General features: G+C 38.2%; 18 protein-coding genes and 1 riboswitch. Of the genes, 9 read left to right on the forward strand and 9 right to left on the reverse strand.

Annotated features, from left to right (window positions below; translation table 11 throughout):
- Nucleotides 1-181: 181 nt before the first annotated feature.
- Nucleotides 182-1,045: an alpha/beta fold hydrolase gene (locus MKX72_RS14900; RefSeq protein WP_049165277.1), complete on the reverse strand. Its 864-nt coding sequence runs from the start codon at nt 1,043-1,045 to the stop codon at nt 182-184.
- A gap of 149 nt (nt 1,046-1,194) precedes the next feature.
- Here MKX72_RS14900 and MKX72_RS14905 point away from each other — a divergent pair, with 149 nt between their 5' ends.
- On the forward strand, nt 1,195-1,347 hold the full coding sequence (locus MKX72_RS14905) for a YflJ family protein (protein ID WP_080754441.1): 153 nt from the start codon (nt 1,195-1,197) through the stop codon (nt 1,345-1,347).
- Between the two features lie 155 nt (nt 1,348-1,502).
- On the opposite strand, the gene MKX72_RS14910 is transcribed toward MKX72_RS14905, so the two are convergent.
- From MKX72_RS14910 to MKX72_RS14920, 3 genes are all read right to left on the reverse strand, one after another.
- Nucleotides 1,503-2,435 carry an alpha/beta hydrolase gene (locus MKX72_RS14910; RefSeq protein ID WP_049165282.1) on the reverse strand — a complete coding sequence of 311 codons (933 nt, stop codon included), beginning with the start codon at nt 2,433-2,435 and terminating at the stop codon, nt 1,503-1,505.
- A 15-nt stretch (nt 2,436-2,450) separates the two neighbouring features.
- Nucleotides 2,451-3,005, reverse strand: coding sequence for a GrpB family protein (locus MKX72_RS14915; protein WP_033579422.1), 555 nt, complete (start codon nt 3,003-3,005; stop codon nt 2,451-2,453).
- Between the two features lie 90 nt (nt 3,006-3,095).
- Nucleotides 3,096-4,241, reverse strand: coding sequence for an acyl-CoA dehydrogenase family protein (locus MKX72_RS14920; protein WP_049165285.1), 1,146 nt, complete (start codon nt 4,239-4,241; stop codon nt 3,096-3,098).
- A 198-nt stretch (nt 4,242-4,439) separates the two neighbouring features.
- Between MKX72_RS14920 and MKX72_RS14925 the strand changes: the two genes are divergently transcribed.
- The 7 genes from MKX72_RS14925 to MKX72_RS14955 all read left to right on the forward strand — a co-directional run bounded on the left by MKX72_RS14925 (nt 4,440) and on the right by MKX72_RS14955 (nt 9,276).
- Entirely contained in the window at nt 4,440-5,645 is a 1,206-nt protein-coding gene (locus MKX72_RS14925) for a TcaA 3rd/4th domain-containing protein (RefSeq protein ID WP_049165290.1), read from the forward strand.
- 182 nt (nt 5,646-5,827) lie between these two features.
- Complete coding sequence (locus MKX72_RS14930) at nt 5,828-6,607, forward strand: STAS domain-containing protein (RefSeq protein WP_028412846.1); 780 nt, start codon at nt 5,828-5,830, stop codon at nt 6,605-6,607.
- A gap of 143 nt (nt 6,608-6,750) precedes the next feature.
- On the forward strand, nt 6,751-6,993 hold the full coding sequence (locus MKX72_RS14935; RefSeq protein ID WP_013057625.1) for a spore germination protein: 243 nt from the start codon (nt 6,751-6,753) through the stop codon (nt 6,991-6,993).
- A gap of 107 nt (nt 6,994-7,100) precedes the next feature.
- Nucleotides 7,101-7,343, forward strand: coding sequence for a spore germination protein (locus MKX72_RS14940; RefSeq protein WP_013057626.1), 243 nt, complete (start codon nt 7,101-7,103; stop codon nt 7,341-7,343).
- A 51-nt stretch (nt 7,344-7,394) separates the two neighbouring features.
- The gene (locus tag MKX72_RS14945) at nt 7,395-7,898 is read left to right on the forward strand and encodes an Hsp20/alpha crystallin family protein (protein ID WP_028412845.1); all 504 of its coding nucleotides are present in this window, start codon (nt 7,395-7,397) and stop codon (nt 7,896-7,898) included.
- An 89-nt stretch (nt 7,899-7,987) separates the two neighbouring features.
- The gene (locus MKX72_RS14950) at nt 7,988-8,413 is read left to right on the forward strand and encodes an Hsp20/alpha crystallin family protein (RefSeq protein WP_028412844.1); all 426 of its coding nucleotides are present in this window, start codon (nt 7,988-7,990) and stop codon (nt 8,411-8,413) included.
- A gap of 44 nt (nt 8,414-8,457) precedes the next feature.
- Nucleotides 8,458-9,276, forward strand: coding sequence for a hypothetical protein (locus MKX72_RS14955; protein ID WP_028412843.1), 819 nt, complete (start codon nt 8,458-8,460; stop codon nt 9,274-9,276).
- 17 nt (nt 9,277-9,293) lie between these two features.
- Here MKX72_RS14955 and MKX72_RS14960 read toward each other — a convergent pair whose 3' ends face one another.
- The 3 genes from MKX72_RS14960 to MKX72_RS14970 form a co-directional block, all read right to left on the reverse strand.
- Complete coding sequence (locus MKX72_RS14960) at nt 9,294-10,577, reverse strand: ABC transporter ATP-binding protein (RefSeq protein WP_033579427.1); 1,284 nt, start codon at nt 10,575-10,577, stop codon at nt 9,294-9,296.
- Complete coding sequence (locus tag MKX72_RS14965; RefSeq protein WP_028412841.1) at nt 10,574-11,632, reverse strand: FecCD family ABC transporter permease; 1,059 nt, start codon at nt 11,630-11,632, stop codon at nt 10,574-10,576. The genes MKX72_RS14960 and MKX72_RS14965 overlap by 4 nt, the downstream gene beginning before the upstream one ends.
- Nucleotides 11,633-11,837: 205 nt before the next feature.
- Complete coding sequence (locus MKX72_RS14970; RefSeq protein WP_155007988.1) at nt 11,838-13,364, reverse strand: cobyric acid synthase; 1,527 nt, start codon at nt 13,362-13,364, stop codon at nt 11,838-11,840.
- 92 nt (nt 13,365-13,456) lie between these two features.
- Nucleotides 13,457-13,636: riboswitch (cobalamin riboswitch) on the reverse strand.
- A 147-nt stretch (nt 13,637-13,783) separates the two neighbouring features.
- Here MKX72_RS14970 and MKX72_RS14975 point away from each other — a divergent pair.
- Nucleotides 13,784-14,347, forward strand: a complete 564-nt coding sequence (locus MKX72_RS14975) for a YdcF family protein (protein ID WP_049165300.1) — start codon at nt 13,784-13,786, stop codon at nt 14,345-14,347.
- 58 nt (nt 14,348-14,405) lie between these two features.
- Here the strand turns inward: MKX72_RS14975 and MKX72_RS14980 are convergent, their stop codons facing one another.
- Both MKX72_RS14980 and MKX72_RS14985 read right to left on the reverse strand, forming a co-directional pair.
- On the reverse strand, nt 14,406-15,977 hold the full coding sequence (locus MKX72_RS14980; protein ID WP_028412838.1) for an APC family permease: 1,572 nt from the start codon (nt 15,975-15,977) through the stop codon (nt 14,406-14,408).
- A gap of 427 nt (nt 15,978-16,404) precedes the next feature.
- Nucleotides 16,405-17,052 (reverse strand): nitroreductase family protein, encoded by a 648-nt coding sequence (locus tag MKX72_RS14985; RefSeq protein ID WP_033579430.1) that lies wholly within the window; start codon nt 17,050-17,052, stop codon nt 16,405-16,407.
- Between the last annotated feature and the right edge of the window lie 45 nt (nt 17,053-17,097).

Consider the following 17,097-nt stretch of genomic DNA (forward strand, 5'->3'; position numbering starts at 1 on the left):
ACGAACGCTTTGTTCAGCTAGATCACTTTTTTTGAAAAAGTTTTTAACCGCTTTTTTTCAAGAAGTACTTCCTTTTCTACTTACCTAACGATCACCTTATTCTGTTGGATCACTTTTTTAAAAATTATTTTAAATTCAAAAGAAAAAGAAAGGTTTCTAAAGGAAACCTTTCTTTTTCTCTTTACTTATTTAAAAAATTCCACATCACGTTGTTTACTTCTTGAGGCTTTTCATGCTGAGGGGCATGAGATGCTTCAGCTAATCGGTGAACAGATATGTTTGGCACATACTCTTCAATACCATCTAAGTTTTCAGGCATAAAAGTAGGATCTTGATTTCCCCAAATAATTTGTACCGGGATGTTTAACACTTCTTCTTCTAACGGAAACAAAGATTTTCTTCGAAGGTCTTCTTCCGTGAAAATCTTTAAATTGCGGTAATAACTTAGCATGGACAGCACAGAGCCATTTTCCCAAGAGTTCATGTATGCTTGAACATCATCAGCTGTTAGGTATCCTTTTTTTACACCTGGGTCGATCACAAGCTTACGCAAACCTGAGAAGTTGTCTCGTTCCATATAGTCCTGTGCTTCTTGTTTTTGAAACCATTTCATATACTCGCTTGCTTTTTGCTGATTTTTATTTGTTCTAAGCTCACGCATAAATGTATAAGGGTGCGGACCGTTAAAAGCAATTAATTTTTGTACATATTCCGGGTAGCGATAAGCGAATGTCCATCCGATTCCTGCTCCCCAATCGTGTACAACTAGCGTGCAGGAGCTGTATCCTAGGCCTTCAATCACTTGGCGAATATCTTCTACTAATACATCAATCTCGTATGATTCTAGTCCGCTTGGCTTTTCAGATAAGTTATATCCTCTTAAGTCCAGAGCAACTGTGTGAAAATCATTAGAAAATTCATCTATCTGGTGTCGCCAAATATGCGAAAAGTCAGGAAACCCATGAAGAAATAGCATAAGCTCTCCTTGTCCCTTGCTTATGTAGTGCAAATTAACGCCATTTACGTTTATATACTGTTTGCTCATTGTTCATTTCCTCCTTTTATGTAGCTGTAGAGCAGTATAACGCTGTAAAAAATGAACGTCAATTCATTTGCTTCGTTCACTTCTTTTTAGTTCTTTTTATGAATATAGTTAATTATTTAGAGTGGATTTTTTTGAAGGAGTGATTAACAATGGCTCATATCTATTCAAAAGGCTGGTTTGTTCAGCAGTTAAAAGCGGCCAATATCTCTAAAATTGATGGAAGAAAGCTAGAAAGTTATAAAACCTACATTCTTCGTAATTTATATGCTGAGCTTATAGAACAAGGTAAAATCGACGGCTAAAAGAGGTTGAGACATAACGAAATGAATCCCATCTAAAGATTTACACAAATGAAATCTACGTTTGTCTTAACAAAAAAACGAACCACTAATCAAAAGTTTTGATCAATGGTTCGTTTTACATTTCGTCTAACATATTTTTGTCCCATCCACTTTTTTTACAGCGATTGCTCAATAAAAGATAATACCCGCTTTACATATTCTTTTTTGTATACATGATAATTTTGAACGTGTTCTGCTTTATCAGTTTTCCAGAAGGAAAAAGCATCCGGGTGTGTTTTAGCCATTTTTTCACTTTCAGTGTAAGGGATTTTTGTATCTCCTGTGCTGTGTATAAATAAAATTGGTCGAGGGTAAATATGCTCGACTGCTTTAATAGGACTAGCTTCAGCAGGATTTACATCTGCAATAACAGGAAGAATAGCAATGGTTAGCGGTGTAAATGGGAAATTTGGTAAATGAGACCATACAGATAGATTTTCTTTTAAATAAGAGGTTAAATCACTAAAAGGACTATCGGCTACCACTGCTTTTACGTCGTCATCTTGAGAGGCTGCTAATAAAGAAGTGGCTGCTCCCATTGAAATGCCGTAGAGCACAATTGGCTCTTTTGTTGTTTCTTTCATTTTCTGAATAACGCCTAATAAATCGAGCTGTTCTTTTACACCAATCGTCGTTTGATTTCCTTCTGAGTCTCCTGAATCTCTAAAGTCAAACATGACTACTCGATATCCCGCTTTTACAAATTCTTTACTCAGCGGCAGAAAGCCAGCTCCTTGTGCTTCACGGTTATTTCCGTATCCATGTGACATAATAATGGTCGCTTTTGGCTGTTCCGTTGGTTCAATCATCCATCCTTTTAAATGGGTTATTCCGTCTTTGCTCAAAAATACTTGATTGCTATAGTGCATGCCGTAATCACTAGGATTTTTCACAGCAGGATTTTTATCTAGTTTTGTCAGGCTTATGCCTACATAAAGAGAAATGGCCGTACAAAGTACAAAACAAAGAATAACAAAGGATATCAGGCTGATCCATATTGTTTTTTTCTTTTTACCTGTATTTGTCTGTCGATTTAGAACTGGAGTCAAGCTCGTTCCTCCTTTTTATCTAAGATCATCTTTCCTATTCTTATTGCTGCTTCCCTTTCTCCATTTTAAAGCTAGCCCATCTATTTTATGAATAAAATTCGTTTTATTTTCCACATATTTTTCCGGTTCAAAGCGATAGCGATGCGCTAGTTCTGTTTTCAACGTTTCGTATTCTTTTGCTGCATCAGGGTGAGTACGCAGATAATCTCGAAACCATATATGCCGATTAATTTCTGGGTGGCCTTTTTCATAAATATGAACGTGGTGGGTTCTTTCATTTCCACCTTTTTGGAAGTATCGTCTTCCTTTTATGCCGTTTTCACCTTTTGCTTCATATCCAAGCTGTTCCATCTTTTGATTATATGTATCTACTTTTTTTATATCTTTCACTTCAATAAGTAAATCAATAATCGGTTTTGCGCTTAAGCCGGGAACAGCAGTGCTTCCGATATGATGAACCTCTAAAACTTGAGCTGACATTATAGTTGTTAAGGTGGCAGCTTCTTTTGAAAATTCCTTTTCCCACGCGATATTATGAGGTGTCAGCTGAATTTCTCTTACGGACTTCATCTTCAATTCCTCCTTTTGTAACGAAAAAACTGCTTACTATAGAATAGCCTATAATAAGCAGTTTTTCATCATTTAACATGTTATTAAGTTTTATCTAACAAACGCCTGCTTCGCTAAATTAACAACCGTCATATCATCCATTGGAGGGTTGTGGAGCCCAGCACGCACGTCTCTATAATAGCGCTGCAGCGGATTACTGCGCTGCAAGCTACGCGCTCCTACTATGCGCATGGCTTTGTCAACAACCGTACAGGCACTATTGGTCACTACGTGTTTGACAGCTGCTAATTCTCCCGCTAATGCTGCTCGGTCGCTTGTTTCATCCCATTTGTTTGCCACGCTGTACATAAAGTGACGCGCCTGCATGAGTTCAAGTTCCATCTCTCCGACTAAACGCTGCACATTTGGCAACTCGCTAATCGTTCCTTCAATACTATTAGGCGAATATTCTGTAGCAAATGCGACAGCATAATCTCTTGCTGCGATGGCTGTACCCATGTAGCAAGCTGGTATATGAAGCAACCAGCCGCTTGGCTCATTCTTTTTAAAGCCACCTAGGCGTTCAACAAGAAAGTCTTGTTCAATATCGACATTTTCTAGTACAAGATCGTGACTTCCTGTCCCGCGCATTGCAATCATATCCCATGTTTCTTCTATTGAAAGTCCGCTTGTTTCACGAGGAATTAAAAATAAGCCGATCTCTTCTTCACCTTCAATGCTTGCTTTTACTAAGAAGTAATTTAACACTGGAGACATCGTGGTGAATGTTTTTCGGCCATTGATTCGCCAGCCTTTTTTTGTTTTTACAGCTAGCGTTTCCGGTTTGCCTCCTCGAGTAGGACTTCCTGTCTTTGGTTCAGTAGCAGCGGTATTAATAAGTGCACCTTTTTCTATTTCTTTAAAAATAAAATCGAGCATTTGCTGACTCCAAGGCTGTTTTTCACGCAAGTCCATTGTAATCCCCATATGCCATCCAATACTAAGAGCCGTAGAAGCGTCCCCTTGAGCAATTAATTCTTGAAATAATAAAAAATCATAAAGGCGTAATTCATCTCCTCCATAGTTGCTTTCTAGAGAAAGACGTGTATAGCCAGCTTCTTTTAACTCTTGAATATTTTCAAACGGAAACGTACCTTCTTCATCTATTTTAAAAGCTCGTTTCTTAAATTTTTCGACTAGAGGTAGCAGTTTTTCGTACGTAGACTTTTGATTTTTATTTACAAATGAAACACTCATTTGCTTCATCTCCTTTTTATATGACAGAGTGTCCCTATCGGATTAATATATAGTTCTTATCATAGCATACCTCATCTTTTCTGTGCATGTTTGGTGTGTTTATCTTTCTCGTTAAATCTATTCTTTTTCCAATTTAATGGTCTGTTTTACCTACACGTTCCATACATTTAATGGAATAAAAAGAAGGGAATGGTGTGAATGAATCAATGTCCAAAATGCGGTGCCAGTGCAAGCACAGATCAATTATTTTGCAATAACTGCGGCTTTTCTTTCACCGTGTCGCCAGCTGCAGCTAAGCATAAAAAGAGCTGGTATATTGGCGGGGGTATTGTGCTTATACTTCTTTTAACTTTTGTATTTTATTTCTTTTTCTCTGGTTCAGAAGAAAAAACGGCTGACCGCTTTATTGAGGCATTGGAATCGAAAGATACAGCTGTGTTAAGAGAGTTATTAGACTCTTCGCAGTCTACTATAGTTATTAATGACACATCTATTCAAGCTCTGTTGGATGCAACTTCCGATGGTTCTATTTTACGAGACGTTGAAAATGATTTGAAAAATAAATCGAGTATCTACTTTACAATAAAAGAACAGAAACATTCACCACTCTTCAAAAAACAGTACGTGGTTGTGCCGTCATCATATTATATCTCCCTCACCACGCCAGAGGATGCAACGGTTACAGTCAATGATACAAAACAATCCATATCCAAAAATCAAACGCAAAAAATAGGGCCTTTTATGATTGGAAATTACCCGCTTACAGCTTCTTATGAAAGCTCTTACGGAAAGCTTACAGACCAAACCACTGTAAACTTTCACCGTCAAAAAGAAGAAAATATATCTGTTGTATTTAAAGGGGCTTATGTTACAATCTCATCGAATAGAGATGACGCTATTTTATTCGTAAACGGAAAAAGCACGGGGCTTCAGGTGAATAGCTCATCACAAATAGGGCCTGTTGCCACGGATGGAAGCGTCACTGTTCATGCAGAAGTGCAAAAAGGCGGCACCACGTTCAAAAGCAGTCCTTACACCATTCAAAGTGAAGAAAGTATTATATTAAATATACAAACGCCGCCCCTTGAAAAGGAAAAAACCGTCATAAAAGAACGAGAAGTAATCGTGCCTGGGCCGCGCTCTTATGCTACTTCAAGCTCTTATATTCTTCCGGGTTCGGATTCTTACAAATTAAGTTATGGTGATATTAGCAGTTTGAGCTCGAGTGAACGAAGGCTAGCTCGAAATGAAATCTATGCGCGGCATGGGTATGTATTTAAATCGAAAGATCTTCAAGCCCATTTTTATGAAAAGTCATGGTATACGCCTGATTCATCATTTAGAGACTCCTACTTATCAAGCGTTGAAAAATATAACGTTGATTTTATTAAATCATATGAATAAAGTGAACTCCCCTTTACCCAGGGGAGTTTTTTGATTGAAGCGAGTGCTTACTCCTACGTTTTTTTACATACCATGATCCCTACATACGTTAATAAATTTTTTATAGCCTTCTTCATTCTTTTCACTGTAAAATATAAAGTAGATGTACATAAACTTACTACACGCATAAGGAGAGATGGAGAATGAATGGAATTGGACGACTTCCACAAAAGCTTAATGGACATTTGATTTTAGAAAATATTCAAGAAACCATGATCATTGCAGATCAAGACTATCGTGTGCAGTGGATGAATGCAAGAGCAATTGAAACACTTCAGCCAGTACTCCCAATCTACCAGTTATCTCATATCGAAGAGTTAATTGGAAAGCATATGGACTTCTTTCATTCCAATTCTGAAGAAGCGGAAAATTTACTCACCTCTCTTCATACAACCTACAGAACGCGTATAACGATTGGCAGTCAATACGTAGCAGAAGCTGTGATTCACCCCATTGATACAAAAGACGGCGAGCGCTATGGCTACTTGCTTATGCTATTAGACTTTACAGATCAAGCCGAAGCAGAGCTTGAAAAAGAACGGTTAATTGAGGATTTGTCCACTCCTTTATTAAAGATATGGGACGAGGTTTTAGCTGTGCCCATTACCGGTAAGATGGATATAGAACGTGGAAAGAAGCTAACTGAAACGGTATTGGAGGCAGTTGTAAAAGAACAGGCGCGCTATTTGCTTATTGATTTATCTTCCCTTCATTCATTAGATGAAGAACACGGTTATTATATTAACACGCTCCACGATGCTTTGCGTTTGATTGGTACCACTTGCCTTATTGTTGGTCTTTCTTCAAAAATGGCTCTGTCGCTTGTAGATTCTCAGTTTAATTGGCGAACATTTTCCACTGTCCAACAAAGCATCTCTTACATTTTAGAAAAAAAGAATTGTCGTATTGCACCCATTTCATAAGCCCATCATATCATTAAGTAATCCTCTCTCAATCGCTTTTTCCTTCAATCGGAAAAGGCGATTTTAGTTATGAGGAATTGTGAACGTTTAGGCACTTATCATCATAGGATACATTAATCAACCATAGAAAAGGGTGAGAGCCTATGCCAAGTGTTATTAACATTTATAATTTAAAGATCAACAGTATCTCAAGCAACGGTTCTGTCAACATTGGCGAAGCACTCCATAACAGTCACACGGCTCATTCAAAATCCACTGGTACGAACTCTTCTTATGGCGATGTCTCACCTGCTTCCTCGAAAATGCGAAACATTTATATCGATCCTGATACAAATGACCAAACAGATATTGCAAACGTTGATCATGTCAATGGTTATCAGCAGTGATATAGGGCAATGCTTGTCAACAGCATGACGACAAACGGTGAATACATTCTCTCTGAACGCAATAGGCCGTTGGAGTAGAATGAATAAAAACAGTAAGGAGTCTCTTTATGCCTCTTCAAATTAACGTTTTTAATATCGTAACAAACGGTGTCACACAAAACGCAAATATTGATTTCGGTTCCACCATTCAAAACAGTCACACGGCGAACTCAAAGTTTAACGGCGCAAATTTCTCTTTAGGTAACTTCTCTCCTACTTGCTCTCAAATGAATACGGGCGTGTTAGATCCTGACGTAAGCGATCAAGATCAAATTGCAAACCCTTCAGCTCCAATTGGAAATCAAATTTAGATTTAACGATTTTGTCGTTTTACTTGGCACATTACAAGGAGGTGTGTAAATATGTTTCCATTTGGAAAGTCTCCGTTTAAAGGAATGATGGAAAATATCCCAAAAGGAATGGCATCTAAAGACATGAATAAATATATTCAGCAAATGATTTCTTCTACGATGTCCCATTCTTTTCCGGATTTTATGCAAGGAAATGAATTCTTTAAGCAGGCCCAAGACATGATGAAAGAACAGCAGGATGTGGGAAATGAAGGTCATGGACAACAGCTAAGAAGATTTGATTCAAACGTCATTAATACATTAGACGAATGCATTGTTCAGTTAAAAATTCCTAACCGCGATATTGTATCAAGCATTAAAGTCTATCATACTCCATACGTGTGTACGATTGAAGGAATAGATGGAGAAGAATCCTTCAAAGAAGAAATTCAGCTTCCTTGTTCGGTTCGCAAAAAAGGTACACGCGCCGTATATCGTTCCGGGGTGTTGGAAATCCGGATGCCTAAACATGTTAATATTCCTATGTCTCAAATAGACGTCCACGATTTAGATTAAAGTGGACGTTTTTTTCTGTTTTCATGCATACATATAAAATAGAAAGCGGCAAAAGGCCTTGTTTTATTTTTTTAAAGAAGGTGACAAATATGAATCATGGAAAGTTTAAAAAGTGGGCAGAAACGTTACAAGAAGAAAACCATACAAAATTTTGGGAAAAGATTTTTGACGATGATCCTGAAGAAAAGAATGATACGGAAGCAGATGCTTCTCCTCAAATTGTAAATGAGTATCGAGATTATCCTTTAATTGATGTATACGAATGGGCAAATCAACTGTTAGTTGTGATTGAAATACCCGGTGCTAAACGAACAGACGTCGAATTGACCATGCATGAAAATACTTTACACATATCCGGTTCATCTCTTTTAACGATGAAGGATGCAAATGTTCTTCACAAAGAAAGACGTGAAGGAACGTTTCAACGATCAATCATCCTTCCACCTGCTGTAGGGGAAGCGCCGTGTCACGCATCATTTAAAGATGGTCTATTGCACGTGAAATTTGATTTGTAATTTATTGTGCAGAACTATACGTAGCATGAAAGGCAGGGAATTTCATGTTTTCTAAGTGGTTTAAACAATCGCCTAAAATTGAAACAGTCCGCAAAATAAATCCGTCTTCCCTTCCAACCAAAAAAAAAGTAAGTCCCATAGACCAAAGCTCTAATCAAAAGCGGAAAGAATTACCCGAAAAGATGAAAACTAAAAAACAGTCTAATCTAAAGAAACCCCCTCAGCAGCCAAAGAAGTTGCCGAGCCAAACGGAGCCTAAGACATCTGATGAAGTTGAATTCACAAAACCTGTTCATTCGTCAGATTCAGCGCTGAACCTGCAGGGAATTATTGATCAAGTGACGCGTTTAACCGACGCGATTCCTAAAATAGAAGAGCTTCATCAGCAATTACATGAATCAGCTCATCTTATTCAATCATTGTCTCAACTGCACGAGCAAACAGCTCATTTACTTTCGGCTATGCAGTCAGCTCCTAATTTCGAAGACATTCAAAATCAGCTCTCTGCGTTAAAGGAAGAATCGTCCAATACAGCTTTATATGAGATGGTGAAAACTCTTGACAAAAAGATTGATGAAGTAACTCAGCCAAAACAGTCCATTGTTGTTGAAAAAATTATGGTGGAAAAAGTATTGTTAGACAAAATTGACCTTAGTAATAATTTTGGCCAGCTAGGAATTAAAGATTTGACCGGCCACTTAAACATTGGTACAACTTACAGCGCTGACTCTGATCAAGTGGATGAAGAAGTCAAAGACTTATTCTCTGTTAAGCTAAAAGAAAAAAAGATTGATGAACATACAACTGAGACAACGATGAGTTCAGGAGGTGAAACAGAAAAGCCTGATCACTCCGAAGAATAAAAAATGACCGCTACTGCTTATTTAAAGCAATTGTCGGTCATTTTTGTTTCCATAAATAGTTGTAATTCTTTCTGTAGGCGTTCCATTAAGAACGCTGAAATTTCTTCTTGATTTTCTTCTTTATGATGAGATGATGCTACAACAATACGGCCTGTTTTTCCTAAGAAAGCCCGGTATTCAATTACCTTCATCGCAGCATGAAGTAAGTTCGCGTCCGAAAGCGGTGTATTTGTTAGTAGAACAATATTCATTTCATTCTCTTTTTGTCCATGTGTCAGTACAGTCAGCCACGAGTAACCTTTATCGTCTTTTAAGCGAACTTCATGACTAGATAAAGACGCAGATTTCCACGCCGTGTTAGAACTGCTTTGCTGTTGAACAATTTCTTGACACCAGTCTAGACCTGTTTCATTGGAACCCAGTGAAAGAGTTCTCAAAGGACGAGCAAAGGATAAACATAGCTTGCCCGGTTCCTTTTGCAACTGATACAACTCATGGAAGTCCGTCTCTGGATATTGATACGGCGGCACAAAAGCAATTTGCCGCTTGTTCACAGCGGGATGGTGAAATACATGCAAATCAACGCCATATACTCTTTTTAACGTAGCTGCATCCTGAAAAATGGCATCCATCCCCGTTTCTTCTACTCTTCCATCTTTCAATAATACGGCATTATCTGCAAACAGCGAGGCAATGTTGAGATCATGCAAAATGGCCAGAACCGTCAAGCTCATTTCCTGCTGTAACGTTTTTAACAGCTGAAGCAGTTCCATCGTATGTTTTACATCTAAGTGATTCGTTGGTTCATCAAGAAGTAAGTAGTCAGGTTCTTGCGCCAGTGCTTTAGCAAGTAAAACCCGCTGTTTTTCTCCACCGCTCAGCGATTGAAAGGTATGATTTCGATAGTGCCAGACGTTTGTTAATTTCATCACGCTTTCTACCACTTCTTCATCCTGTGCTGATACAGTGCTAAACAAACCTTTTGCCTGATAAGGATAACGTCCAAGTGAAACAATTTCTTGAACCGTAAATTCTAATCCAATTTGATTTTCTTGCGTCATGACTGCAACTTTTTGCGCCAGTTGTTTTGGTGAATAAGCCTTCACTGACTTCCCTTCTACCTTCACTTCTCCTGATTGAGTGGTTAATACATTCATAATTAAGCGAATAAGCGTTGTTTTTCCGCTTCCATTTGGTCCTAGTAAAGCAACAAAAGAACCTTTGTCTACGGTGAACGTGATGTCACGAACGGTCGGTTTCTGTTTATCGTATCCTCCCGTCACATTATATAGTTCAATCATGATATTCCTCTTTTCCGCATACGTTCTTTTACAAGCAGCAGCGTAAAAATTGGCGAACCAATTAAGGCGGTTACGACTCCAATCGGCAGTTCACGAGGTTCTAATATCGTTCTTGCTAATAAATCGGCTAAAACCAAATAACTTCCTCCGATTAAAATAGAAAGCGGCAGTACATGCTTATGATTAGCTCCCGCTACGAGACGCACTACGTGGGGAATAACTAAGCCAACAAATCCAATTGCCCCAGATACTGATACCGCAGCCCCGGTTAATACGGATGCACCTATTAAAATCATTCTTTTTTTCTTCTTTACGTCTATCCCCATAAATTGAGCGGATTGATCGCCAAATGCTAAGCCGTTAAGCTCTTTCACATGTAACAGCAGCATAATCGTACCGACTAAAAAGAACGGCCCTAAAATTTGAATATGCGACCATCCTCTCATTGATACGCTTCCCATTAGCCAATATAAAACCTGCCTTACATCTTCTTCAGGAGAAAGAGCTACAATTAATGAAATAAGCGCGCTCATAAAGGATGATAAAATAATCCCCGCTAAGATGATGGTTTCATTGGCCAAATTGCCGCTTGCGAGTTTCGTAATACCAAAAACTAAAAGAAGAGTAATAAAACCAGATACGATGCCGACTACAGGCAGCGTGAAGATAGACAAACCAAAAATACTCCAGTGAAAATAAATTGCCATGACAGAGCCAAGGGTTGCACCTGAGGAAACTCCGATCGTGTAAGGATCTGCAAGAGAGTTTCTTAATAGCCCTTGAAAGGCAGCTCCTGCTATTGAAAGCGAAGCTCCTACTAAAAATGCCACCAGTACTCTTGGAAAACGAATTTGCCAAATGATTAAATCCATGTTTTCCGGACCGTGATATAAGGATAGTCCGGTAAGGTGGCCAATAATAATTTTGATTGTATCTCCTACGGTTAACGAAACTGTACCAATAAATACTCCCATAATCACCGAAGTACATACAATAAATAAACTGACTATGTATAAAATAGATGCTTTGTTTAAAAAAATACGTTTAAAAATCAATACTTTCAGCTCCTCTAGGAAACGAGGCGTGATGTTTTACATTACATTAACCATTCATTTTCCTGTCCATAAACCATGTTTCCATCCTACATAGTATTGGAAACAATCATCTTTTATTTGTTACGAGTGCTAGACTGTTGAACTAGGCAACGTAGAATAGCGTACTAAAGTTCTCGGTGAAAAAACAAGCGAAAACCTCTACAAGCTACACTTTTTGTGTTTGCTCCGGGCTTTTATAGTTGTCTATTAAATGATACAGCTTTTCCATATCTACAGCTTCTCTCACATATGCTGCTGCTTTTGAAAAAGACTCCTCTTTTTGCAGGCGACTGTTGAATGTATCCGTAATAGGCGGCAATTTTTTAAGTTTACGAATTTGATTAAGCAAAGCTCTGCGCAAAGCATCGTTATGAAACACATCATGAACATACGTGCCAATGATGTTGTCTTTAACCGTTCCTTCTTTTTGATCATCTACCACCGCAAAGGCTTTCGTCATGCTTTTAGAAACCGTCTTTCCCATATGAATTTCATAGCCTTCAATCGAAACCTTCTCACTCTCTAACTGAACATATCCAGAAACTCTTTCTGTTTTTTTGCTGGTTGTCATAACGGTTTCCACTGGAAGCAAACCCAGCCCTTTAATAGATTCAATCCGGGACTCTACTGCATCGGGGTCCGTAATTGTCTCGCCTAACATTTGATATCCCCCGCAGATGCCAATAACGTGAGCGTTTGTTGCGTTCAAGACTTGATTAATGGCTAGAGCCAGGCCGCTTTCTTGTAAAAACTGCGCATCTTCAATCGTATTTTTGCTTCCTGGTAAAACAATTAAATCAGGCGTACCTAGTTGTGATGGCTTGGTTACAAGTCTCACATGACAGTCTTCTTCTAAGCTTAGAGGATCAATGTCTGTAAAATTTGAGATGCGAGGATACGAGATAACCGCAATATCGATTTCTTTTAACGGATTTACAAGCGTTGAGTAATTTCTGAGTGATAGCGAATCTTCAGCGTCAATTTCCACGTCGTGCATATAAGGAATCACTCCTAGTACCGGAACTCCCGTGTATTCTTCAAACCACTTCAACCCCGGTTTTAAAAGCTCTAAGTCCCCTCGGAATTTATTGATTAACACTCCAATTACTCTAGGTTTATGTTCATCTGGAAGCAATTGAAGAGTACCCACCAGACTCGCAAAAACCCCTCCTTTATCAATGTCTCCTACTAACACAACAGGGGCTTGGGCTATCTTTGCTACGCGCATATTTACCAGTTCCCGATCGTTCAAATTCACTTCAGCAGGACTTCCAGCACCTTCAATCACAATTCGATCATAATGATTGGCAAGCTCTTTATAAGACTCCGTGATAACGTTCAAACCTTCATTAAAAAATTCTTGCCGATACTGAAAAGCAAACATATTACGAAGCGGCTTTCCATGAACGACAATTTGAGATTCATGATCACGAGTTGGTTTAATTAAAATAGGATTCATATTGGTTGTTGCTTCTACTCCAGCCGCTTCAGCTTGAATTCCTTGCGCTCTTCCAATTTCTTTTCCATCCATTGTAATGTATGAATTAAGCGCCATATTTTGCGATTTAAACGGTGCAGTTTGATAGCCGTCTTCTTTAAAAATACGGCAAAACGCTGTAGCAATCATGCTTTTTCCAGCGTCTGAGTGCGTTCCTTGAATCATAAGAGGTTTTCCTTTTTTCACTTTTTCCACTCCCTATCACATAAAAAAACCTTAACTATAAAAGTCAAGGTTTGGTCATGCGCTCATTAACACATTGTCTTGACTTATTTCTCCCACCGAAAAATAAGGGGTTTTTAAAAGCAGGTCTCCTGGCTTATGCTTCATTTTACTTCTGCATCCTTCCTAGTTTGACTAGTGGGTCTTTGCAGGTTCATCCACATTTACAGTAGCGGGGGCTGCACCGGATTTACACCGATTTCCCTATTATCCTCCTTAGAGGCACTTTTAAAATCATTTATTCTTTATTGTAACGAATTTTATAACCATTCACAATAACGATTTTCTTCTATTATTATATATTACTGTGTTTATACTTATTTTGGTCTCGTATGCTATAATAACAATTATTTTCCAAACATCTTATGAAATAGCTAGGAAGGTGCTCGTAGTTGAAGAAAAAAATCATTTATATCTTTATTAGTTTGCTTGTTCTTTACATAGCAATCATGTCTTTTTGTATGTATCAAACCGCTCATCAGCCTGTTCCGCAAAAAGCAGATTATGTGCTCATTTTAGGTTCGAAAGTAGACGGAGATCAAATGTCTCCTAGTTTAAAAGAACGAGCAAAAACGGCTTTATCTTATTTAAAGACTCATAAACAAACAAAAGTTATCGTAACGGGTGGAAAAGGATCCGATGAAGAAATTTCTGAAGCAGAAGCAGCCTATCGTTTTCTACGAAAAGAAGGAATTAAAAAGAATCGAATGATAAAAGAGGATCAGTCAACTTCTACTTTTGAGAATTTCACTTTCACTAAAAAGAAAGTTGATATTCAACACAAAAAAGTCGTGCTTGTTAGCAGTGATTTTCATTTATTTCGCGCCTCTATTATTGCCAAGCGTCAAGGTTTTGACGTTTATCCTTTAGGTGCAAAGACACCAAATTCAATTAAACTTCAATCCTACTTTCGTGAGTATGCTGCTATCTTAAAAACGTGGCTGTTTGATAAATAAATAGAGTACACCCCTATACAAACGAAAAACACGGCATGAATTCATGCCGTGTTTTTTATTAATCATCCGTATCGATAACTGCTTTTGGTAAACCCGTGTATTTCGCCCAGTAGAAAATACCGATTGAAACAAGAGCAATTAAAATTAAGTCAAGCGGGTTGCTTAGCACACCTTGTCCTCCACCAAATGAGCCTAGGTAAGAGATAACAAGCATAATAATATAATAAGCAACTAGCCACCAAGCAGATTTAAGCTGCTGTGCAAATTTTACAACGTCAGTTGGTACGTATTTCTTAAATGCTACGTAGATAACAACCATTAGAAGCTGTGATCCTAGAAGCCAAGAAATTGTCGTCCATCCTGACCAATATACGATGTATGAACAGAAGATAAATGACACAGGAGCAATAACGCTCATGCCTTTTAATTTGAAAGGCTTTTTAAGGTCTTTTGCATTTACTCTGAATGCAGCAGCTGAAATTGGCGCAATCGCATAAGACAGAATAAGTGCTACTGAACATACGTTTACTAGCGCTTCCCAAGAAGGAAATGGCAGTGTCCAGAATACGGACATTCCAAACGATAGCCATAGTGACGCACGTGGAATTCCTGTTTTCTTATCTACTTTTGAGAAACGTTTAAATAGTGTTCCATTACGAGACCAAGCATAAACTAAACGAGAAGTTGTATTCATGAAGATGTTCCCGTTACCGCCTGGTGATAAAATAGCATCAAAAATAACAAGCGTTACTAACCAGCCAAGGCCTAAAATAAGTGCAATATCTTTAAATGGTAAAGAGAATTGCTCTTGAATTGTTCCCCATCCTCCTGATAGCATATCAGCCGGAATGTTACCAATGAACAATACTTGCAGTGCTGTGTAAATAATCGCTGAAAGTACAATACAGATAATGAGCGCGATTGGAATATTACGCTGCGGGTTTTTAACTTCACTGGCTACAGAAACAATAGGGTGAAGTCCTAGGTAAGCAAACATAACGCCACCTGTTGAAATGGCTGCTTGAATACCATTAAAACCAAACGGAGTAAAATCGCCAGTTGTAAAGTTAGCTGATTTAAAGTGATAAGCTAACACGACGATAATTGTAAGAGGAACCGCATATTTGAACACAGATATAATAACATTTGACTTAGCAAATGCTTTTACACTTACGTAGTTAATGATAAAAAATAGCGTTAATAACGCGAACTGAAATAACCAGCCGATTGTAGTAGGCGATTCAGAACCATGTTTAGTTAGACCAGGAAGCCAAAACGCAACATACTGACGTACAGCCGTTACCTCGATGGCAATCAAACTTGTGTAAGCAATAATGGTAATGAATGAAATTAAGTAACCCACTAAATGACCATGTGAGTAAACCGGATAACGGATAATTCCACCGGTACGCGGCAGCGCTGCTCCAAGTTCAGCATACACTAAACCGATAAGTAAAATAATGACTCCGCCAATCAGCCACGAAAAACTTCCGGCTGGACCAGCCTTTGACGCTACGTTACTAACCGCAAATAACCAGGCGGAACCAAAAATAGCTCCCATCCCAATTAACGTTAGGTCAAGTAACGATATTGATTTTTTAAACTTTCCTTGATTTCCTTGATCAGACATAATATCCTCCTTTAAAATTTCCACTCCACATATCTACGCCCTTGCGTCCGATATGGGATTCTTTACATCATCCTCCTCTTACTAAGACCTCACAAGTGGATATGTTAACAAATATTCTCTAAAAAACCAAGTTAAAAACTTTATTTTTTTGTAAAACATCGTTGAATTGCTTATGTATAGCGCATAAATTCCACAGAAGATTTGAGGACTACTCCTCCTATTTAACCGCATTTTTCTTAGGTTAAACATAAAAGAATATTCAAACTATTTACCGTAAAAAAGGGTCTGAGATATAATAAAATCAACCGCTAGAAGCAGCTACATACGCAACACCTAGGCTTGCCATACCAATAAAAAAATCCGAACGATTCATCGTTCGGATTTTGCTTTAATTAAAATAATGTTGCCCGTGCCTCTTTTTTTTTGCTTATTTAAATACTTTTACACGTTCACTTAGTGGTTGAAATTCTTTTTCTCCCGCTGGTGACACGGGATTACCAAATGGCATTTGAGCAATCAGCTTCCATGAACTTGGAATATTCCAAGCTGCTTTTACTTCATCGTCAATCAATGGATTGTAATGCTGTAAAGTTGCTCCTAGGCCTTCGAGCTCAAGAGCTGTCCAGATCACATGCTGCAGCATGCCTGATGATTGGTTAGACCAAACCGGGAAATTTTCGCTGTAAGATGCGAACTGCTTTTGCAGCCCTTCAACTACTTCTTGATCTTCAAAGAAAAGAACTGTTCCATAGCCGCTTCCGAATAAGTTCATTTTTTGATCCGTATCTGAAAAATTTTCAGCTGGAACAATTTTACGAAGCGTTTCTCTCGTAATATTCCACACTTTATCATGCTGTTCGCCAAATAAAACGACTACGCGTGCGCTTTGGGAATTAAATGCTGAAGGAGTATGTTTCACCGCAAAGTTAATAATTTCTTCAATTTTTTCTTCTGACATTTTTACATTTTTATCAATTGCATAAATAGAACGTCGGTTTTTAATTGCTTCATAAAAATCTTTTCCAACCTGTTGTTGATCACTTGATTTATCAAATAATTTATCTAAAAAACCCATTTTCCACACTCCTAATTGTTTGTTTTTTTAAGCTTAAATTGCATG

It is taken from the genome of Priestia sp. FSL R5-0597 (assembly GCF_038006305.1).
Lineage (GTDB): Bacteria > Bacillota > Bacilli > Bacillales > Bacillaceae_H > Priestia > Priestia zanthoxyli.